The organism is Amycolatopsis sp. NPDC003676 (assembly GCF_053587275.1).
The window spans coordinates 61,278-80,916 of the sequence record NZ_JBSFNS010000009.1 but is presented as its reverse complement, the minus strand read 5'-3'; the positions used below and the strand labels follow the sequence as shown (position 1 = coordinate 80,916).

22 protein-coding genes are annotated in these 19,639 nt (G+C 69.2%); 16 read left to right on the top strand and 6 right to left on the bottom strand.

Annotated features, from left to right (window positions below):
- The first annotated feature begins 61 nt into the window (after positions 1 to 61).
- Positions 62 to 613 carry a TetR/AcrR family transcriptional regulator gene (locus ACWDNU_RS08075; protein ID WP_449668256.1) on the top strand — a complete coding sequence of 184 codons (552 nt, stop codon included), beginning with the start codon at positions 62 to 64 and terminating at the stop codon, positions 611 to 613.
- A 14-nt stretch (positions 614 to 627) separates the two neighbouring features.
- Here the strand turns inward: ACWDNU_RS08075 and ACWDNU_RS08070 are convergent, their stop codons facing one another.
- Positions 628 to 939, bottom strand: coding sequence for an ArsR/SmtB family transcription factor (locus ACWDNU_RS08070; protein ID WP_449668255.1), 312 nt, complete (start codon positions 937 to 939; stop codon positions 628 to 630).
- A 120-nt stretch (positions 940 to 1,059) separates the two neighbouring features.
- Between ACWDNU_RS08070 and ACWDNU_RS08065 the strand changes: the two genes are divergently transcribed.
- Entirely contained in the window at positions 1,060 to 2,199 is a 1,140-nt protein-coding gene (locus ACWDNU_RS08065) for an FAD-dependent monooxygenase (protein ID WP_449668254.1), read from the top strand.
- Here the strand turns inward: ACWDNU_RS08065 and ACWDNU_RS08060 are convergent.
- Positions 2,196 to 4,367, bottom strand: a complete 2,172-nt coding sequence (locus ACWDNU_RS08060; protein ID WP_449668253.1) for a molybdopterin-containing oxidoreductase family protein — start codon at positions 4,365 to 4,367, stop codon at positions 2,196 to 2,198. The genes ACWDNU_RS08065 and ACWDNU_RS08060 overlap by 4 nt on opposite strands.
- Before the next feature lie 81 nt (positions 4,368 to 4,448).
- Here ACWDNU_RS08060 and ACWDNU_RS08055 point away from each other — a divergent pair, with 81 nt between their 5' ends.
- From ACWDNU_RS08055 to ACWDNU_RS08045, 3 genes are all read left to right on the top strand, one after another.
- Complete coding sequence (locus ACWDNU_RS08055) at positions 4,449 to 5,978, top strand: HD domain-containing phosphohydrolase (protein WP_449668252.1); 1,530 nt, start codon at positions 4,449 to 4,451, stop codon at positions 5,976 to 5,978.
- A 54-nt stretch (positions 5,979 to 6,032) separates the two neighbouring features.
- Positions 6,033 to 6,437 (top strand): nuclear transport factor 2 family protein, encoded by a 405-nt coding sequence (locus ACWDNU_RS08050; protein ID WP_449668251.1) that lies wholly within the window; start codon positions 6,033 to 6,035, stop codon positions 6,435 to 6,437.
- Positions 6,438 to 6,498: 61 nt separating this feature from the next.
- A complete protein-coding gene (locus tag ACWDNU_RS08045) occupies positions 6,499 to 6,801 on the top strand; it encodes an immunity 53 family protein (protein WP_449668250.1) in 303 nt (100 codons plus the stop codon).
- Positions 6,802 to 6,846: 45 nt separating this feature from the next.
- Here the strand turns inward: ACWDNU_RS08045 and ACWDNU_RS08040 are convergent, their stop codons facing one another.
- Entirely contained in the window at positions 6,847 to 7,461 is a 615-nt protein-coding gene (locus ACWDNU_RS08040; protein WP_449668249.1) for a glyoxalase, read from the bottom strand.
- A gap of 53 nt (positions 7,462 to 7,514) precedes the next feature.
- Positions 7,515 to 7,922, bottom strand: a complete 408-nt coding sequence (locus ACWDNU_RS08035) for an MmcQ/YjbR family DNA-binding protein (protein WP_449668248.1) — start codon at positions 7,920 to 7,922, stop codon at positions 7,515 to 7,517.
- Positions 7,923 to 7,971: 49 nt separating this feature from the next.
- Here ACWDNU_RS08035 and ACWDNU_RS08030 point away from each other — a divergent pair, with 49 nt between their 5' ends.
- The 9 genes from ACWDNU_RS08030 (at position 7,972) to ACWDNU_RS07990 (ending at position 15,410) form a co-directional block, all read left to right on the top strand.
- Complete coding sequence (locus ACWDNU_RS08030; RefSeq protein WP_449668247.1) at positions 7,972 to 9,510, top strand: PucR family transcriptional regulator; 1,539 nt, start codon at positions 7,972 to 7,974, stop codon at positions 9,508 to 9,510.
- 118 nt (positions 9,511 to 9,628) lie between these two features.
- Complete coding sequence (locus ACWDNU_RS08025; RefSeq protein ID WP_370939390.1) at positions 9,629 to 10,891, top strand: NAD(P)/FAD-dependent oxidoreductase; 1,263 nt, start codon at positions 9,629 to 9,631, stop codon at positions 10,889 to 10,891.
- A 7-nt stretch (positions 10,892 to 10,898) separates the two neighbouring features.
- On the top strand, positions 10,899 to 11,078 hold the full coding sequence (locus ACWDNU_RS08020) for a hypothetical protein (RefSeq protein WP_370939389.1): 180 nt from the start codon (positions 10,899 to 10,901) through the stop codon (positions 11,076 to 11,078).
- An 87-nt stretch (positions 11,079 to 11,165) separates the two neighbouring features.
- Positions 11,166 to 11,624, top strand: a complete 459-nt coding sequence (locus tag ACWDNU_RS08015; protein WP_449668246.1) for a GreA/GreB family elongation factor — start codon at positions 11,166 to 11,168, stop codon at positions 11,622 to 11,624.
- A gap of 27 nt (positions 11,625 to 11,651) precedes the next feature.
- Positions 11,652 to 11,882: a hypothetical protein gene (locus tag ACWDNU_RS08010; RefSeq protein WP_116200055.1), complete on the top strand. Its 231-nt coding sequence runs from the start codon at positions 11,652 to 11,654 to the stop codon at positions 11,880 to 11,882.
- A 149-nt stretch (positions 11,883 to 12,031) separates the two neighbouring features.
- The gene (locus ACWDNU_RS08005) at positions 12,032 to 12,406 is read left to right on the top strand and encodes a hypothetical protein (RefSeq protein ID WP_370939386.1); all 375 of its coding nucleotides are present in this window, start codon (positions 12,032 to 12,034) and stop codon (positions 12,404 to 12,406) included.
- A gap of 95 nt (positions 12,407 to 12,501) precedes the next feature.
- Positions 12,502 to 13,470, top strand: a complete 969-nt coding sequence (locus ACWDNU_RS08000; protein WP_449668245.1) for an NBR1-Ig-like domain-containing protein — start codon at positions 12,502 to 12,504, stop codon at positions 13,468 to 13,470.
- Positions 13,471 to 14,010: 540 nt separating this feature from the next.
- On the top strand, positions 14,011 to 14,832 hold the full coding sequence (locus ACWDNU_RS07995; protein WP_449668244.1) for a choice-of-anchor P family protein: 822 nt from the start codon (positions 14,011 to 14,013) through the stop codon (positions 14,830 to 14,832).
- A complete protein-coding gene (locus ACWDNU_RS07990) occupies positions 14,829 to 15,410 on the top strand; it encodes a class F sortase (RefSeq protein WP_449668243.1) in 582 nt (193 codons plus the stop codon). The genes ACWDNU_RS07995 and ACWDNU_RS07990 overlap by 4 nt, the downstream gene beginning before the upstream one ends.
- 57 nt (positions 15,411 to 15,467) lie before the next feature.
- On the opposite strand, the gene ACWDNU_RS07985 is transcribed toward ACWDNU_RS07990, so the two are convergent.
- Positions 15,468 to 15,962 carry a MarR family transcriptional regulator gene (locus ACWDNU_RS07985; RefSeq protein ID WP_449668242.1) on the bottom strand — a complete coding sequence of 165 codons (495 nt, stop codon included), beginning with the start codon at positions 15,960 to 15,962 and terminating at the stop codon, positions 15,468 to 15,470.
- A gap of 43 nt (positions 15,963 to 16,005) precedes the next feature.
- Entirely contained in the window at positions 16,006 to 16,248 is a 243-nt protein-coding gene (locus ACWDNU_RS07980; RefSeq protein ID WP_449668241.1) for a hypothetical protein, read from the bottom strand.
- 101 nt (positions 16,249 to 16,349) lie between these two features.
- Here ACWDNU_RS07980 and ACWDNU_RS07975 point away from each other — a divergent pair, with 101 nt between their 5' ends.
- Both ACWDNU_RS07975 and ACWDNU_RS07970 read left to right on the top strand, forming a co-directional pair.
- Positions 16,350 to 17,723: an FAD-binding oxidoreductase gene (locus ACWDNU_RS07975; protein WP_449668240.1), complete on the top strand. Its 1,374-nt coding sequence runs from the start codon at positions 16,350 to 16,352 to the stop codon at positions 17,721 to 17,723.
- A gap of 146 nt (positions 17,724 to 17,869) precedes the next feature.
- Positions 17,870 to 19,636, top strand: coding sequence for an MFS transporter (locus tag ACWDNU_RS07970; protein ID WP_449668239.1), 1,767 nt, complete (start codon positions 17,870 to 17,872; stop codon positions 19,634 to 19,636).
- Positions 19,637 to 19,639 lie beyond the last annotated feature (3 nt).

The window sequence follows — 19,639 nt, the reverse complement described above, 5'->3', positions numbered from 1 at the left end:
TACGCTGGGTGCGACGGCGAGAGAACGGGGTGCGTGGATGGCCGGGAAGAAGCAGTTCGACGTGGACGTCGCGCTCGACGCGGCGATGGTCCAGTTCTGGCGGGCCGGGTACGCGGACACTTCTCTCGACGACCTCTCCCAGGCGACCGGTCTGAACCGCAGTTCCATCTACTCCTCGCTCGGGGACAAGGACTCGCTCTACCTGCGCTGCTTGGATCGCTACGCCGCGCGTTACGGAGACCGGTACGACCAGGCCTTGTCGAAGGCGGCCGAGGATCCGCTGCTGGCGGTTCGGGAGTTCTTTGACGTCACTCTGCAACGCATTGCCGACCCCGAGGTGCCGGATGGATGTCTGGTTGCCCAGACCGCGATGGCGATACCGGTGCTGAGCCCGGAAATCGTCGCGCGCGCGACCAAAGCTCTGGGCTTTCAGCAGGCGCGGCTGCGAAAAGCCTTGCGTGCCGCGAAGTTGGCCGACGCCGATGACTTCGCCGTTCACTTCGCGGCGGTCAACCAGTCGTTGGCCGTGATGAGCCGGGCCGGGGCGAGCCAGAAGCAGCTCCGCGCGATAGTCGACATCAGTTTGGGCGCGCTCGCGCGGGCGCGGAACTAGGGCAGGCGCTGGAGTCAGGTGGCGCGGCGCTCCGCGGTCAGCAGGTCGAGCAGGCCGGGGAGCCGCCGGTTGATTTCCGCCCGGCGCAACCGGATTCCCTTCCGGTTCCCGTAATTGATCTCGTGGATGAGCCCGGCCTCGCGCAAAACCCGGAAGTGGTGCGTCTGCGTCTGCTTGGACACCGGGAGGTCGAACGAGTTGCAGGTGCGCTCGCTGTCGCTCCCGTCCGCCGCCAGTTCCGCGATCACGGTGCGGCGGTGCTCGTCGGCGAGCGCGCGGAACACCGTGCCCAGATCGGCGGCATCGTCTTCGGACGGAACTGACATCGTCTCACCTCTTTCAGGTACGTCTTGCATCGTACCTTACGGCCGTGCTTGACTGCAGGTACGACGAGAGACGTACCTGAAACCGCGCTCGTCGCTTCCCTCCAACGAAAAGGTTGTGGCATGACGCCTTCCCGCGTCCTGATCCACGGTGCCGGTATCGCCGGTCCCGCACTCGCCTACTGGCTGGCCCGGCACGGGTATCGGCCGACGGTCGTCGAGCAGGCCAAAGAACTGCGATCCGGCGGCAGCGCCGTCGTCGTCAAGGAACCGGCGCTCGCGGTCGCCAAGAGCATGGGCATCTTCCCGCAGTTGCGCGAGATCGCCACCCGCGCGAGCGTCCTGTCGCTCCTCGATCCGGACGGGCGACAGCTCCTGCGGGTCCCGACGACGTCCCCGCAGTCGGTCGAAGTGACCCGCTCCGACCTGTCCGCGGTGCTCCACCGGGCAGCGCGCGACGACGCGGAGTTCCTCTTCGACGAAACGGTCACCTGCCTCCGGCAGGACCCATCAGGAGTCGACGCCACCTTCCGCCGGTCACCACCGCGTAGGTTCGACCTGGTCGTCGGTGCGGACGGCATCCATTCTCCGGTGCGCCGCATGGTCTTCGGGCCGGCGGAGCAGTTCACGACCAGCATGGGCATGTACAGCGCGACGGTGCCGCTGGAGCCCGATGCGCTTGATGACCCGGAGGCGGCGGTGATGCTGACCGCGCCCGGCCGAATGCTCACCATCCACCCGTCCCGGGGGAATCCGCTCGCGATGTTCACTTTCCGCAGCGGGCGCGTGCGTGGCTACGACCGCCACGACACCGCGCTCCACAAGCGCCTGGTTGCCGAGGCGTACGCGGGAATCGGCTGGCGAAGCCCCGAGTTGGTTGAGGCGTACCAGAATCACCCTGCGCCCTTCTTCGATCCGCTCGCCAACGTGCGGATGGACAAGTGGTCGCGCGGCCGCGTGGCATTGCTCGGCGACGCGGCATCCGCGGTCGCCCTGCACGGCGATGGGTCGAGCATGGCGATGGCTGGCGCGCACACGCTGGCCGAAGCGCTCGCGGCGCATCCCGGTGATCATGCGCGAGCCTTTCAGGCCTACGAGGCGAAGCACCGGCGGCACGTCGAGCCGAGGCACCGGCGCGTCGGCCTTGTCGCCACGCTGCTCGTTCCGCGAACTCGGTACGGACTGGCGCTGCGCAATACCGTCGGCCGTGCCGTCGGCATCGCTGCCCGAAATCCCTTGCCCGCCAAGCAGAACAGTCGCTAACCGCCTTTGGCGATCTCGCAGAGGGAAGCACGCAACGGCGAGCTGCCGCTGATCGGGTCGCTCGGGCCTTGGCTCAGCACGAGATTGAGGTTCGCGCTGCCGTCGCCGAAGGGCGGATAGCCGGACTGGCCGAGTGAATCGGCGGGCTGCCACCAGCCGTGCTGTCCGCATACGACGTCCGGGCGCAGGTTGACGTTGAATTTCGCCTTCGCGCGGATGCTCCCCAACGGCGTCTCCAACCGCACCCAATCCCCGGCGTCGATCCCGCGTGCCGCAGCGGTTTCCGGGTGCAGTTCGACCGTGGGTTCGGGGGCGGATGTGCGCAGGCTGGCGATTTCCCGATGCTGGGTTTCGCAGAAGAACAGCGATTTCGCGCAGGTGAGGATCAACGGGTAGCGCGCCGCCAGATCCGGTCGGGAGAGCGGGCTGATCGACGGTTCGGTGAAGGTGGGAAGCGGCGGATATCCATGGTGCAGCAACGGTTCCGAGTGCAGTTCGACCAGGCCGGACGGTGTGCGGAAGCCGCGTTGTTCGTACTTGCGATGGACTGTTTCCAGCGGCAGCCGGATTCCTTCCGGGGCGGCGCGCAGCTGGTCGAGTGTGATGCCGCTGGGCGCGAGCTGATGTTGCCAGGCCGCTTCGATGTCTCCGTTGAAGAACTGCGGACCGAGCCCGAGGGCGATGGCGAGGTCGAAGATGATCCGCAAGTCCGACCGGGCTTCGCCGCGGGCGGTGACCAACGGCTGTCGCAATTGGACAGTCGACTGCGCGGCCTGGCTTGTCTCGAAACCGATCCGCAGCGCCTCGGCTTCCCACGCGCTCGCCGCGGGCAGCACGAGGTCGGCCTGCTCGGCGGTCGGGTTCAGGAACAAATCCGTGTGGACAAAGAAGTCCAGCGCACGGAGAGCGTCTCGGCCTCGTGCGCTGTCGCCGTGTGCCATGACCAGGTTGCCGCCGAAATTGACCAATGCCCGGGCTCGGTACGGGACGCCGTCCAGCGCGGCTCGGTAGAAATCCTCACCGGTGACGAACTCGAACCGTGCCGGGCCTAGCGGACGGTCCTGCACCCCGATGGTCTTGGCGCGCTGCTCGGGCGGCAGCAGTTCCCGGCCGTCGACCGGGTTGGTCGGGACGGGGGTGAACAGCACGTTCCCGCCGGGCGCGTCGATGCATCCGGTGAGCGCGTAGAGCTGGCCGATGGCGCGGACGGTCTGGGTCGCGTTGCTGTGCTGCTCCAGCCCGCTCCAGGTGTAGAACGCGACCGGGCGTTGTTCCCAGAGCAGCCGGGCCGTGGCGATGATCTGGTCGGCGGGAACACCGGTGATCTCCTCGGCGATCCCGGGCGGGTACTTCGCGCACTCCTCGACGATCAGATCCCAGACCCGGCGGCCCGAGTCGACCGGCTTCGAAGCGTTGGTCCACCGTTCGACGAATTCCTTGTCGTACCAACCGTTGTCGATCATCACGTGCGTGAGCGACAACGCCAGCGCGGCGTCCGTGCCGGGGCGCACGCGCAGCCACTGGTCGGCCTTGCTGGCCAGCCCGGCGCGCCGGGGATCGACCACGACGAGCTTGGCCCCGCGCCGGAGCGCGGCGGTGGTCGCGGTGGCGTGCGCGAGCCGCGAGACCGACGGGTTGTAGCCCCAGTAGAGGACGCACTGCGCGTTCTCGAGATCGGGCAGGTACGCGCCGGGGACCGGCTCGCCCCAGGTGTAAAGCGTGCCGAGGTGGCGGCCCCAGCCGCAGAGTTCCATGTAGACGGCGAAGTTGGGGCTGCCGAAGCCGCGCCGGAGCCGGGTCAGCCACTCGATGGTGTCCGACATCGCCGACGTCGAGGGCGAGGCGCTGCCGAACACCACCGCTTCCGGACCCGACTCCTCGGCGATCGCGGTCAGCCGGGACGCGATCGTCGCCAGCGCCTCGTCCCAGCTCACGCGCTCCCAGCCCGGGTCGGCCGCGCCCTTCGGAGCGGTCCGGCGAAGGGGGTGCAGCAGCCGGTCCGGATGCGCGACGAGCTCCGGCGCGGCCTTGCCTTTGACGCAGATCGCGGCGCCGGTCGGATGGCCGGGCAGCGGGCGGAGCGCGAGCAGCCGCCCGTCCTCGACCGTCGCGGTGGCTCCGCACCTCGACACGCACAGCGGGCAGAACGTCGGTACTTCGGTCGCCATCGCGTACCTCCGGGCTCTGCCTGGAAGTCGGGACTGCTCCGTCCGGCGTAACAGCCGAGGTTTCAGCGGCGACTTTCCGGGGTGAACGCGCCGGTGCGGTTGTCCGAATTGGTCGCCACCTTGTCGCTGGTGGCCGATCTCGGCATGGGCCGCCCGATGGAGCGCGTGCTGCGGCAGACCGTCATCGCCCTGCGACTGGCCGACGCGGCGGGCGCCGACGACAGCGTGCGCGCGGCGGCTTACTACACGTCGTTGCTGACCTGGGTGGGGTGCGCCGCCGACACCAGCGAGCTGGCCGCGTTGTTCGGCGACGAGACGGAGCTGTACGCCGACAGCCACGACGGCGACCTCGCCGGGGTCGCGATGGCGATGTTCGTCCTGCGCCATCTCGGCCGCGGCGGTCCGCGACTCCGCCGCGCCGCGCTCGTCGGCCGGTTTCTCGCCACCGCGGGCCGGTCGGTGCAGGAGGTCATGCAGGCGCATTGCCAAAGCGCGAGCGAGCTGGCCGGACGGCTCGACCTCGGCGAGGACGTGTGCCGTCCGCTGCTGCAGTCCTTCGAACGCTGGGACGGGCGCGGCGTCCCCGGCGACGCTGGCGGCGCGGACCTCGACCCGGCGATCCGGCTGGTCCAGCTCGCCGACAACGTCGAAGCTTTCCACGACACCGCGGGCGTCGACGGCGCGGTCACCGTCGCCCGGGAACGCCGGGGCACGCAGTTCGACCCGGCTCTGGTCGACTGCTTCCTGAACCACCGCGCGGACATCTTGGCCGGGCTGGACCGGATCCAGGCGTGGGACGAGGTGATCGCCCTCGACCCCCGGCTCGGCGTCCAGCTGTCCGACGACGAACTCGACCGAGCCCTGCAAGCGTTCGCCGACTTCGCCGATCTCAAATCCCCGCCGCGACTAGGACATTCCCGCGGAGTCGCCGCGCTCGCCGCCGACGCCGCGACCCGGCTCGGCCTGCCCGCCGCGGAGGTCCGATTGGTCCGCCGCGCAGGCTGGGTGCACGACATCGGGATGATCGGCGTCCCGAGCGCGATCTGGAACGCGACCCGGCCGTGGTCGCTCGCGCAGGCCGAACGGGCGCGCACGCATCCGTACCTGACCGAACGGATGCTCGCCGGAATGCCCGGCCTCGCCGCGGTCGCCCGCTGCGCGTCCCAGCACCACGAACGACTCGACGGTTCCGGTTACCCGCACGGACTTTCCGGCGACGCCCTGCCGATGACGTCGCGAGTCCTCTCCGCGGCCGACGTCTACCACGCACTCGGCGAACCGCGCCCGCACCGCCCTCCGCTGGCTCCCTCCGTGGCCGCGCGAACGCTCACTGCCGAAGCCCACGCCGGGCGCCTCGACCCCGACGCGGTGAGCGCGGTCCTGACCGCTGCGGGGCAACATGTCCGCCGCACTTCTGCTGGCTTGACCGCCCGGGAGACCGAGGTCTTGCTCCACCTGGCCCGCGGACTGTCGAACCCGGAGATCGCCGCCGCGCTAACGCTGTCCCGCAAGACGGTCTCGACGCATCTGGAGCACATTTACGCGAAACTCGGTGTGACGACTCGGACGCAGGCCGCGCTGGTCGCGATGCGCCGCGGTCTGACGGGGTGAAAGATCGGGCAGTTACCCGATCCGGGTCGGTGCTTTCGGACGTAAACCTGAGGCATGACAACACAACTCCAGGCCTCCCGCATCTCCCGGGCGGGCGCCTTCATCGAAGCATTGAGCAGACAGGACTTCGCGCGGATGTCGTCCGCAATGGATAGTGAGGTGCGGTTGACGGCCTTGCTGCCGCCGGGATTGCGCGAGTTCCACGGTCCGGCCGAGGTCACCGCCGCGTTCACCCATTGGTTCGGCGAGGTCTCCGATTTCGAGCTCGCCGAGGGAGAGGTGGACCGGGTCGGCCCGCGGCTGCACCTGCGCTGGCGAGCGCGCGTGCGTGCGGAGCGGCTGGGGGAGGGGTGGTTCGCGGTGGAACAGCAGGCGTATGTGGACGATGACGCGGACGGGCGGTTTTCGCGGATGGTGTTGCTGTGTTCGGGTTATTGCCCGGAGGACGGCGCTCGATAACTCGGTAGACTCGGCATTGTCGTCAGGTCGGCGAAGAAGTGAGTGACCCGAGGGGTTTCCGGTGGCTTTGGGAAAGAGCTTCCAGTTTCTGCTGGACTGGTATGCCGAGCAGTGCGACGAGGAATGGGAGCACGAGTTCGGCGTCGAGCTGTCCACCTTGGACAACCCGGGCTGGTCCATCGAAATCGATCTGGTGGACACCGATCTCGCCGGGCGGCTCATGGACCGATTCGATTTCGAGGGCGACGCGGGCCGCTGGGCACAATGCCGGTCGGACGGCAGAAAATTCCACGGAGCTTGCGACCCGTCCTCTCTCGAGCTGGTCCTCATCCAGTTCGAAAACTTCGCCGACCAGCCAGGCTGACGGGCCGGATCCGTCGAGCGGGTCTCGACGGATCCACCCGGCCCGTCAGCCGGCCAGAACCGAAGTCTCCCAAGCAAACCCGTCCGGGTCCGTGATCTTCCCGGCGCTCCCGCCGATCGTCAGCAGATGCGAACCCGAACCCTCCTCCGGCACCCCGGCGTCCTTCGCCAAAGCCTTCCGGCCGTAAAGCGCCAGCTTGATCGGGCTGGTCTCGAATTCCACATACTTGCGCCCATAACTCTTGCCCACCGCGAGCCCGTGCGAGACGTAGAACTGCTTGGTAGCCGCCACATCCGACGCGCCCAGCAGCAGCACCATCTGGTCGTATTCCCGAACCGCCGCGCCGGAATCCTTCTTCGTGGAAGTCGCGACCTTCCAAATCGCACCGTCCGGAGCCTGCACAACTCCGCCGAAACCCCACAGCGACTTAGCAGCGGGCTTCAGCGAAGTGGCACCCGCGGCGAGTGCGGCGTCCAGGTAAGCAACGGCGTTGGCGGGCTGGGAAACGGTGAGCGACAAGGTAAATCCGCGGAAACCAGTGCTCGGCGCGGCGGCGTGGCGGAAGCGGAGACGGTCGCCCAGATCGAACGCGGCGGTGTAGAAGCGCTCGGCGGCGGCGACATCGGGAACGTCCAGGGTGACAAAGTCGAATGAGGTCATGCCGTAAACGCTAAGTCCGGCACCAGCCCCGACGCTTCTTGATTCCTGATCGCTTACCGAGCCGCACGTCCGGCCAGCCACGCTTCGCGGCGGCGCGGTGACGCTCGGGACAACCAAGCGTCCTCGACGACCTCGGCCAGCTCCTGCCGCGTCAACGAGCCGAGGTGAGCGGCGCGGACGAGCACCGACAGGTGGCCGTCGAAGTGCGGAGTGGTGAAAAACGGGCTGTCCGGGTCCTGGACCAGCGCTTGCTTGTCCGATTCGGACGGTACCCAGAACACGATCACATCCGGATACCGCTGCCCGGTGTCCGGGTCGAAGGCGTCCGGCCGCGGCGTCCGGAAGAACACGAACGACTTGCCGCCGACCTGGTAGACGGGGTTCTCCCGCGAGCCGCGCACCACCGTGACGTGGGGCATCCCCAGCGCCAGCTCGTGCACGTCCTCGACCCGCGCCCGCATGACCTGCACGATACGACTCCCAGCGCACCGGGTCAGGTATGAACAGGGGATGGTCACGCTGGATCGGCTCGTCAACGTCCTCGGTGGGTACGGCGCGCGGTTGTGCTGCTGCCCCGTCGCGCGCGCGACGGCGTTGCGGGACGTGGTGATGGACGACCCCGCCGATCCGCGCGGGTTGCGCGGCGACGTTTACCTCGCGGTGGGCGTCGAATCGGTGCTCGAAGCCGTTGAACGGGCTGCTCAAGCACGGGCGTCGGTCGTGTTGGTGCGCGGAGCCACGCCGCCGGGGCCGGACGAGGTCTCGAAAGCCGAGGCTGGCCAGGTCGCGGTGCTGCTCGTGGACCCGGAAGTGTCGTGGGGACAGCTCGCGGGCGTCGTCTACGGCCTGGTCCTGGAAGGCCGCGAGACGGAATCCGGCCGCGGCCCGACCGACCTGTTCGCGCTGGCCGACAGCCTCGCGGACGCACTTGGCAGCGCGGTCACCATCGAGGACCAGTTGTCGCGCGTGCTCGCGTACTCCAGCCGCCAGCAGGGGGCGGACCGAGTGCGGCTGGAGACGATCCTCGGGCGGCGAGTGCCGGACCAGGTGCGCGAGTTGTTCGAACGCCGTGGCGTGTTCGCGCATCTCGCCCAGTCGGACGAGCCGTTGTTCGTCGAGGCCGATCCGGAGCACGGGCTGACCGGGCGGATGGTCGTCGCGGTCCGGGCTGGGCGCGAGACGCTCGGGTCGATCTGGGTGGAGTGCGAGGAGCCGCTGTCCGACGTCCGGCGCACTGTCCTGCACGACAGTTCCCGCACGGTCGGGCTGCATCTGCTGCGGTCGCGGGCGAGTGCTGACCTCGAACGGCAGGTCGAGTCGGACCTGGTGATCCGGCTGCTGGAAGGCACCCCGGACGCGGCGGCTGTGCTGAGCAGGCTCGGTTTGCCGCCCGGCCGGTTCCGCGTGGTCGCGCTCCAGGCGCACATCGCCGACGAACGCCACGCCGCGCTGCTGCTCGCCTTCGAGCGCGCGACCACCGGTTTCGGCTGGTCGCGGCCAGGTCGGAGCACGTTGTTCAGCAACACCGTCTACACCGTTCTACCTGGCGAAGACGTCGAGACCGCCCGCGCGTGGATCGACGGGATCCGCGATGCGCTACCCGCGCAGGTCACGGTCGCGGCGGGGATCGGCGCGCCCGCGTCCACGGCGGATCTTCCGGCCAGCAGGCGGGAATCCGACGAATGTCTCGCCCTGCACGACGTCCGCCCGGAACCCGGCGCGGCCGTCTCGTACGACGAGTCCTGGGACGACATCCTGATCCTCCGCCTGCGCGCCGCCGCGGCAGCGGGCCGAGCCCCGGCGCGCGGTCCCATCGCGGATCTGGCCAGGCACGACGCGGCCAACTCGACCAGTTACGTCGCGACCCTGCGCGCCTGGCTCGAGACCCAAGGCGACCTCACCGAGGCCGCCGAACGGCTCGGCGTGCATCCCAACACCATCCGCTACCGGCTGCGGAAGATGGCCGACGTGACGCCGCTGCGGCTCGACCTGCCCGCGAAACGCCTGGCGATGATCATCGAACTCGCCGTCGCCGATCCGCAGGATTGACCGATCCGGACAAACGGGCTTGCTCCGTTTGGCCGAACTCGACAAAGACCGTCCGCCGAATCCGGGTCATCCTGGCCGCACCAGCACAAACAGCGGCACGGCTTGGCGGAGGCACACCATGGGCGATCTCGACCGGAAGGACGGCGGACCGCGTTCGGCGATCGTGGTCGGCGCGGGCATCGTCGGACTGTCGACCGCCTGGTTCCTGCAGGAACGCGGCGTGCGGGTGACCGTCGTCGACCGCGAGGGCATCGCGGCGGGCTCGTCGTGGGGCAACGCGGGCTGGCTCTCGCCGGGGTTGTCGATCCCGCTCAACGAACCCGCCGTCCTCCGCTACGGCCTGCGCACCCTGCTCGACCGGCAGGCGCCGCTGCACGTCCCGGCCACTCCGGACCCGCGCCTGTGGCAGTTCCTCGCCCGCTTCGCGGCGAACTGCACCCACCGGTCCTGGAACCGGGCAGTGCGCGCGAACCTGCCGTTCAACGAGGAATGCCTTGAAGCGTTTGACATCCTGACCGCCAGCGGCATCGACGCACCGACCGTCGACGCGCCCATCACCGCCCTGTTCGAGAACTCGGCGAAGGCCCAAACGCTGGTCAAGGAACTGGACCGGCTCGGCGACGCCGGGCAGAAGGTGTCCTGGACCCAGCTCGCCGGACCGGAGCTGCGCGAGCACTTCCCGCAGGTCACCGACCGGATCGGGGCCGGCATCCGGATCGACGGCCAACGGTATGTCGACCCCGGCCGGTTCGTCGAATCGCTCGCCCGCGCGGTGGTCAGCCGCGGCGGCACGATCCGACACCGGTTCGAGGTCGCCGCGATCCGCAGGCACGAGTACGCCTACACGCTGCTGTCGGCGAACGGCCAGACGGTCAACGCCAACGCCGTCGTGCTCGCCACCGGCGCGTGGCTGGGCGAACTGGCGCACAAATGGGGCGTGCGCGTCCCGGTGCGAGCCGGGCGCGGGTACTCCTTCACCGTGCCGACCGACGATCCGGTGCCGAGCCCGATGTACCTGCCGGACATCCGGGTCGCGTGCACGCCGTACCAGGGCGGGCTGCGGGTGGCCGGGACGATGGAGTTCCGCAAGCCGGACGACCCGCTGTACCCGGCGCGCGTCGACGCGATCATCGCCTCGGCCCGGCCGCTGCTCAAGGGCCTGCGCTGGGACCAGCGCACCGACGTCTGGGTCGGCTCGCGCCCGGTCAGCGCCGACGGGCGGCCGGTGATCGGCCAGACCGGCGCGCCGGGCATGTACGTCGCGGGCGGGCACGGCATGTGGGGCCTCTCGCACGGCGCGATCACCGGGAAGCTGCTCGCCGAGCAGATCGCCACCGGCAGGTGCCCGGATGCGCTGCGGCCGTTCGACCCGCTGCGGTGAGATCCCAGTGTCCGCCGAACCCGCCGGTCCGCCGCCGCTGACCGGCGACGAGCACGCCGAGCTGCTGTTCCTCCGCGCGGAGAATGCCTTGCTGCGCACCGAAAGAGACATCCTGGTGAAAGCCGCCGGCTGGTTCGCCGCCGACGCCGGCGTGCTCGACCGCCGCACCGAGCCCGAGCCCCGCTGACCGCCGCGGGACTCCTCGAAAGTCCGTGGGGGCTGGGCGCCTCCTGCTAGCCCGGCCCTCACGGACGCCATCCGAAAGGCACCTCTCATGTCGACGACCTCTTCGCGTCCCTGGCTGACCGCCGACGCGCACGCCCGCCTCGGCGCGGAACTCGCTGACCTGCAACGCGAACCCGAACTCGGCGAAGCGGCGGGCGAACACGACCGGCTCGACCGCAGGCAGCACCGGCAAGCGCGGATCCGGCAGCTGCAAGACCTGCTGCAGAACGCTGTCGTCGGCGAAGACCCGCCGGACGACGGAATCGCCGAGCCCGGCATGGTCCTGACCGTCCGCTACGACGACGGCGGCGTCGAGACGTTCCTGCTGGCCGCCCGCGACGAGGTCGGCACCGACCTCGAGGTCTACTCGCCGGACTCGCCGCTCGGGCGCGCGCTGGACGGCGCCAAGCCGGGGGAGCAGCGGGAGTACGAGGTGCCCAGCGGCGCGGTCGTGCGGGTCACCCTGGTCGAGGCTTATCCGTACGGGCGCTATCAGAGCCATGGCTGAAGCCCGTTTCGTGGCTACCCTGAAAGGGTGACCGACGAAGAGCTCATCATCGAGTTCGCCCTCGCCCGGCTCGACAACCCGAGCCTCGACCTCGAGGAGGTCGCCGCGCTCCTCGTCCGCCGGGTCGGACCGGACCGGATGCTCGACCTCGCCGCGCGCAACCTCGAGACGCGCGGCGAACTGCGCGGCGCGATGTTCGAGTCGGCCGTCGAACACGTCTTACGCGTTGTCCTGACACTGCGCGGCCCGGCTGACTGAGCCGTGGACAATTCGCTGACCTGCGTGGACAACACCCCGCATTGACCGTGGACAGCGGCGAGTTGAGGACAAAACGGGCGGCGCGCTGGGATGAGTGCACCGGGATTTCCCGGCTGCAACTCCATTCCGTTTCGTCCGAGGGGACACCCATGAAGATCGGCAAGACGCTGATGGCCGCCTCCGCGCTGGGGATCGCATTCGCCGGGATCGCCGCGCCCGCCGCGTCGGCGGACACCGCGGCGGCTCCGGTGAGCGCGCAGAGCAAGCACACCGCGAGCATCAAGTGCACGAAGCCGTCCGGGAAGAAGGCCAACTACTCGTGGGGCGACGGCGCCACGAACGTCACCGTGTACTTCAACAACCACTGTTCGCACAAGGTGTCCGCGGGCATCGTGCTGAAGGACACGAACGGCGCGATGAGCGTCCAGTGCATGACCACCAACGGCGGCACCAAGGGCAAGAAGAAGTTCCACATCGGCATCGACCACTCGGTCGTGCGCATCCAGAAGGGCTGCAAGCTCTGAGCCCCGCTCGCTGATCCGCCGGGCGGGCCTGGGGCTGCGCCGCCCCGGGCCGCCTGGCAACCTCCAATGGGTCGATGTCGATCATTGGAGGTGTCATGAGCGAGCCCGCGGCCGGGCAGCCCCAGGCCCGCCGAGGTCGCAAGCACATCGTGCCCGACGCGGAGGCGGGTCCGGTCTCCCGTTTCGCCTGCGAGCTGCTGGACTTGAAGCGGGAAGCAGGCGACCCGTCCTACGACCGGATGCGCACGGAACTCGGCGCGGCGGCGTCGAAATCGGCCCTGTCGGCCGCCACGCGCGGACGCAGCGCGCCGTCCTGGCCGACGACCTGGGAGTTCGTCCGGAGCCTCGCGGTGACCGGACTCGGCCGCGACGAGGAGACGGTACGGCGCGAGTGGCTGGCGCGATGGGAAGAGGCGGTCGAGGGACAGCCGTCGGACTCGGCAGGCGAGACCGGTTCCCCGGACCAGGCATTCGAGACGCACTCCGAGCCGTCCAGCGCAGAGGACTGGAGCGCAGCCGACGCCCCTTCTCCCGCCGAGCCCTTCGCCACTCCGTCCCGGGAACCTGCCAAGACCCGCCGCTGGGGCTCGATCGTCGTCGCGGCAACCGTCCTGGTCGTCCTCGGACTCGTGGCCGCGGTCGTAGTCCTGGCCACGCCGTCCTCCCGCGACAAGGAAGCCGCCGCCCCGCACTACCCGCTGCCCGGCGACTCGTCCGGCTTCGGCGGCGACGGCCTCTCCGGCGACGTCACCTTCCCCGACGGCGCGAAAACCCGCTACGGCCAGACGTTCACGAAAATCTGGCGGCTGAAGAACACCGGCTCGGTGCCGTGGCGCAGCCGCTTCCTGCAGGTCGCGGGCGGCACCACGGTGCTGTGCCCGTCCCCGCCGCGCGTGCCGGTCCCGGACGCCGAGCCGGGACAGCTGGTCGAGGTGAGCGTCCCGGTGACGCCGACCGGCACCGGCGTCTGCCACGTCCTGTGGAAGATGGTCGACGAACGCGGCGCGCTGGTGTTTCCGGACCGGACCGGGATTTTCTATCAGGTCACCGTCACCGTCGAGTAATCGGAGAACGCGCCGCGAGTCCTTTTCGGACTGTCCACAATCGCGCATTGCCGCTGGTCACCGCCCTGGACAAGAAAATCGTACCCTTTTCCCCGTTCGCTCGTTCCGTTCCGGCTGATTCCATTGTGGACATTTTCCGCCGATGCCCGCGCAGGGTGCGGGACGAATTGGCGAACCGGGAATGGCCGCCGGGGAACGGTAGCGGTCACATGACGATGAGTATCCGAATCGAACCCTTCGCAGGATCACTCCTCCGGGTCGGGTGAGGGGCAATCCGCCAGGCGGGCCTCGGTTCCGGTAGCTCAGCGTGAGAAAACGGTGTCGACGAGGTCGCGTTACATCACTCTTTAGTGGTGAAATTGCGATAATTGTGGTCACTGGAACCGGCGGGCGGGGGCGCTGCGCGACGGATCTTGCTTTGCGTTTCCAGGGCGTCTTGATAATGTCGCGCTCTGCCAGGGACCGACAGTTGTGCTCGGTCACGCGTGGATTCGGGGATCCGTGCGGCGGCTTCATTCTTGATGTTCGGAAGGACAATTCATGCGTTCTGCCCTGCTGCGCGGACGGACCGTCGCGGTCGCCGTTCCCGCGCTGGCTCTGCTCGCCGCCGCCGTCGCCCCGCCGGCGCTCGCCGCCGGGTCGCCCGCCGGCTCGGCTTACGGCGCGTCCGCCTCGGTCTCGCTGCTGCCCGGCGTGCTCGGCGACAAGGGGATCACGGTCGACACCGGCAAGATCGCCCCGTCCTCGACCGAGGGCCCGGAGTCCGCGCAGGTGGTGAACGTGCCGCTGAAGGGCCTGGTCACGGCCAAGGTCATCAGCAGCTCGGCGAAGCAGGACAGCAGCAACGGTCCGGTCGACTCGAAGGCCTCCATCGTCGACGCCGCGCTCCCGGTGCTCGCCCCTCTCGCCGGTTCCACGCCCACGGCCCGCGTGATCAGCTCCGAGTGCAAGTCCGCTCCGGACGGCATCACCGCCTCGTCCGAGCTGGCCGGCCTCGACCTCGGCAAGATCGGCAAGATCCCGGTGTCGACCAAGCCGAACCAGAAGCTCGGCATCGACGGCGTGCTGCAGGTGATCGTCAACGAGCAGATCAAGCACTCCGACGGCAGCCTCACCGTCAACGCGCTGCGCATCAAGCTCCTCGGCGGCGACGTCACCGGCGCGCTCGGCAAGGGCGACATCGTCCTCGCGTCGGCCACCTGCGCCAAGGTCGCGGGCAACCCGACCACCCCGCCGTCGTCCACCAAGCCCTCCGAGCCGAGCAAGCCGGCCACCCCGCCCGCCGAAGGCCCCGGCCAGGTGACCGTCGTGCCGGTCGGCGCGCCGGAGACCGGCGACGGCTCGCTGGCGACCGCCCGGTGACCCGTTCCCGGTTCGGGCTTTTCGCGCTCCTGCTGGCTTTCGTCGCGAACTTCGCCCTGCTGGGCTGCGGTTCGGCGGATACTCCGCCCGCCGCGGCCCCGGCGAGTTCCGCGGCGGCCGCGCAGCAGGTCGCGGACCCGGTTTCGCTCGACGTCCCCAGCATCTCCGCGCATTCGTCGCTGGTGCCGCTCGGCCTCAACGACGACAAGACCGTCCAGGTGCCGCCGGTCGACCAGCCGCTGCAAGCCGGCTGGTACCACTTCGGCCCCAAGCCGGGCCAGGTCGGACCGGCGGTCGTCCTCGGCCACATCGACGGCAACCACCAGAAGGGCATTTTCTGGCGGCTGCACGAGATGAAGAAGGGCGACAAGGTCATCATCGGGCGCAAGGACGGCTCGACGGCCTCGTTCACGGTGACCAAGGTGGACCAGATCGCGAAGAAGACGTTCCCCACCGAAGCGGTGTACGGCAACACCACGGACTCGCAGATCCGCCTGATCACCTGCGGCGGCGCGTTCGACGCCGAGAAGAAGAGCTATCTCGACAACATCATCGTGTACGGCACGCTCGACAGCTGAGCGACTGATACCGGGGCCTCGTCGTTTCGCGCTCGGGCGAAGCGGCGGGGCCCTTTGTCATTCCCCGGAGAGCTCGTCGGTCGCCGCCCGGCCCGCTTCGGCGGTGCGGCGCAGGAATCCGGCGATGAGCATCAGCTCGTCCTCGGTGTATCCGGCGCAGAGGTCGTCCATGGCCGAGCTCATCCCGCTGTACACGCGAAACAGCTCCTGCGTCCGCCCCGGCACCGCCCGCACGGTGACCGCACGCCGGTCGGCCGCGTCCGGATCCCGTTCGCGCGCTATCCATCCGCCGCGCTGCAGCCGGTCGAGGATGCCGGTCACGGTCGCCGGGTGCAGGCCCGCACGGCGAGCGAGCGCGCTGGGGCTCAGCGGTCCGGCGGACGAGATCAGTTCGAGGCAGTCGAGGTCGACGTCCTTGAGCTTCAGCCGTCCGCCGACCTGGTGGTTCAGCAGCGACAGTTGATTGCGCAGTTCCCGCAGCGACTCCTTGAGCGCCGCCGTCGTGCGCCGCCTGCGTCGTGCGGTGTCCGTTCCGGATGCTCCGGAAGCCATCTGCTCCGCCCTCCCGTTCCCCTGCTGGTCAGGGTAGCCGGGGTCAGGCGGCGGCGAGCAGCGCTTCCCCGGCCGGCGTCAGGACGGCGGGCACCGGCTGCCCGAACGGCCCCGGTTCCTTCGCGCACAGCAGACCGGCGTGCGCGAGCGCGTGCGCGGTGAACTGGTCGCTGCACGGCAGGCCGTCCACGAACAGATCCGGTTCGCAGCTGCAGGTCAGCCGTCCGCGCCCGGCGGCGACGGCACGCAGCATCGAGATCCCGCGGCGGGTGACGGTGGTGCCCATGGCTGCCTCCTCGAAGCGCTCTCACCGATACGTCGAACGGGCAGCCCGGATTTCGACCTAACCTGGCGGGGAAAGCGGACCGGAAGAACGCGGGAGCCCCCATGCTGATCGACGACCTGCACACCGTCCTGCCGGACGACCGGATCGTGCGGGACCCCGACGTGCTGCGCAGCTTCGCGCACGACGAGGCGGAGTGGGCGCCGTACGGCGAACCGGCGGTCCTGGTCCGGCCGCGCACCGCGGACGAGGTGCAGGCGACCGTGCGGCAGTGCATCAAACACGGCACGCCGGTGGTGCCGCGCGGCGCGGGGACCGGGCTGTCCGGCGGGGCGAACGCGCTGGCCGGATGCGTCGTCCTGGCGACCGACCGGATGACCGCGATCAAGGAGATCGACCCGGTGGAACGGCTCGCCGTGGTCGAACCCGGCGTGGTCAACGACGATCTCCGCGCGGCCTGCGCCGAACAAGGGCTTTGGTATCCGCCGGACCCGGCCAGCTCGCCGTGGTCGACCATCGGCGGCAACGTCGCGACCAACGCGGGCGGCGTGTGCTGCGTGAAATACGGCGTGACTCGCGATTACGTGCTCGGCCTGCAGGTCGTCACCGGCACCGGCGAACTCGTCCGGCTCGGCCGCCGCACCGCGAAGGGCGTGGCCGGGTACGACCTCGCCGGGCTGATGGTCGGGTCGGAGGGAACGCTCGGCGTCATCACCGAAATCACCGTGCGGCTGCGGGCGAAACGCGCGCCAGAGGCGACCGTCGCCGGGTACTTCGACTCGACCGTCGCGGCGGGGGAGGCGGCAGCGGCGATCCGCGCGGCCGGGATCGTGCCCTCGGCGCTGGAACTGGTGGACCGGCATTGCCTGGCCGCGGTGGACGCCTGGAAGAACATGGGCCTGTCCGCGGACGCGAATGTGGTGCTGCTCGGCCGCAGTGACGTGCCGGGCGGGCACGAGGCCGCCGTGATGGTGGAGTGCTTCGAAAAGGCGGGCGCGACCTGGGCCGCGCAGTCGACCGACGAGGCCGAGGCAGACGCGCTGTTCGCCGCCCGGCGGCTGGCGTACCCGGCGCTCGAACGGCTCGGCCCGGTGCTCACCGAGGACGTCTGCGTGCCGACGCATTTGGTGCCGGAAATGCTCGCCAGGATTGATCTGGCCGCACAACGGCACGACACGCGAATCGCCAATATTGCTCATATCGGCGACGGAAATCTGCATCCGCTGCTGATCACGCCGACCGGGGACGACGACGCGCAACGCCGCGCGCAGGCCGCGTTCGACGACATCGTCGCCGACGCGCTCGAACTCGGCGGCACGGTGACCGGCGAGCACGGCGTCGGCCTGCTGAAGCAGCCAGGGCTGGAGAAAGAGCTGGGACCGGCTGTTCTCGACCTGCACCACGCGGTGAAGAACGCCCTCGACCCGCACGGGATCCTCAATCCCGGAAAGGTCGTCGGAGGTCCCGCACAGCGGTAACTCGACCGAGTGAAAGTAAACAGTCCACAAAGGATAGTCATCCGTTTGTGACCCTTGTCTCCCAGTCGTTTTCTTTTGTTGGTTGCCTACCGCAAGCAACTTGCTTAGCCTAGCTAAGGGAACGGCTCGGAGAGGGGTTTTCGACAGTGGCGGAGCGCAGGACGTATTCGATCGCGGAACTCGGTCCGCGGTACAAGTGGATCGCGCTGTCCAACACGACGCTCGGGATGCTGATCGCGACGATCAACTCGTCGATCGTGCTGATCGCGCTGCCCGACATCTTCAAGGGCATCGGCATCAACCCGCTGGAGCCGTCGAACACGAGCTACCTGCTGTGGATGATCATGGGATTCCTCGTGGTCACCGCGGTGCTGGTGGTGGCGTTCGGCAGGCTCGGCGACATGTACGGCAGGGCCAGGATGTACAACCTCGGCTTCGCCGTGTTCACCGTTTCCTCGATCATGCTGGCCATCACCTGGTTCCAGGGCGACGCGGCCGCGCTGTGGCTGATCGGCTGGCGGATCGTGCAGGGCGTCGGCGGCGCGTTCCTGATGGCGAACTCGTCGGCCATCCTCACCGACGCCTTCCCGGCCAACCAGCGCGGGCTCGCGCTCGGCATGAACGGCGTCGCGGCCATCGCGGGCTCGTTCCTCGGCCTCGTGGTCGGCGGCGTGCTCGCGCCGGTGAACTGGAACCTGATCTTCCTGGTGTCGGTGCCGTTCGGCGTCATCGGCACCGTGTGGGCGTACCTCAAACTGCACGACACCGGCGTCCGCCAGCACGCGAAAATGGACTGGTGGGGCAACATCACCTTCGCCGTCGGCCTGATCGCGGTGCTGGTGGGCATCACCTACGGAATCCAGCCGTACGGGACTTCGCAGACCGGCTGGGGAAGCCCGATGGTGCTGTCGTGCCTGATCGGCGGCGTCGCGGTGCTGATCGCCTTCATGGTGATCGAGACGAAGGTGGCCAACCCGCTGTTCCGGCTGTCGCTGTTCCGGATCCGCTCGTTCAGCTGGGGCAACCTGGCGAACCTGACGGCGTCGCTCGGCCGCGGCGGGCTGCAGTTCGTACTGATCATCTGGCTGCAGGGAATCTGGTTGCCGCAGCACGGTTTCACCTTCGAGCAGACGCCGCTGTGGGCCGGGATCTACATGCTCCCGCTGACCATCGGCTTCCTGGTGGCCGCGCCGACGTCGGGCATCCTGTCCGACCGGATCGGCAGCCGCGCGCTCGCCTCCGGCGGCCTGGTCATCACCGCGCTCACGTTCTTGCTGCTGATGCTGCTGCCGGTGAACTTCGACTACTGGGCGTTCGCCGGGATCCTGCTGCTCAACGGCATCGGCATGGGCATGTTCTCCTCGCCCAACCGCGCCGAGGTGATGAACAGCCTCCCCGCCGACGCGCGAGGTTCCGGCGCGGGCATGATGACGACCTTCCAGAACGCGGCGATGGTGCTGTCGATCGGCTTCTTCTTCAGCCTGATCATCGCCGGTCTATCGGACCACCTGCCGATCGCGATGTCGCAGGGCCTGACCCAGCACGGTGTGCCGGAGGCGGCCGCACAGCAAGTCGCCCATCTGCCCGCGGTCGCGGTGCTGTTCGCGGCGTTCCTCGGCTACAACCCGATCCAGCAGCTGCTGGGCGGCCAATTGGGCAGTCTGCCCGCCGACCAGGCGAGCTTCCTGACCGGCCGCAGCTTCTTCCCGAACCTGATCTCGAGCCCGTTCCAGGACGGCCTCGCGGTGGCGTTCGGCTTCGCGATCGTGGTGTGCCTGATCGGTGCCGTGGCGTCGCTGCTGACGAAGGACACGAAGAAGGCGTCGGAGTCGGTGGGCGAGGAATTGGCCGCGGTGGCCGGGGAATCCGGTGGCGGGCCTAGCGAGCTGGTGTCTCCCCGGAGCGACCGCTAGCGG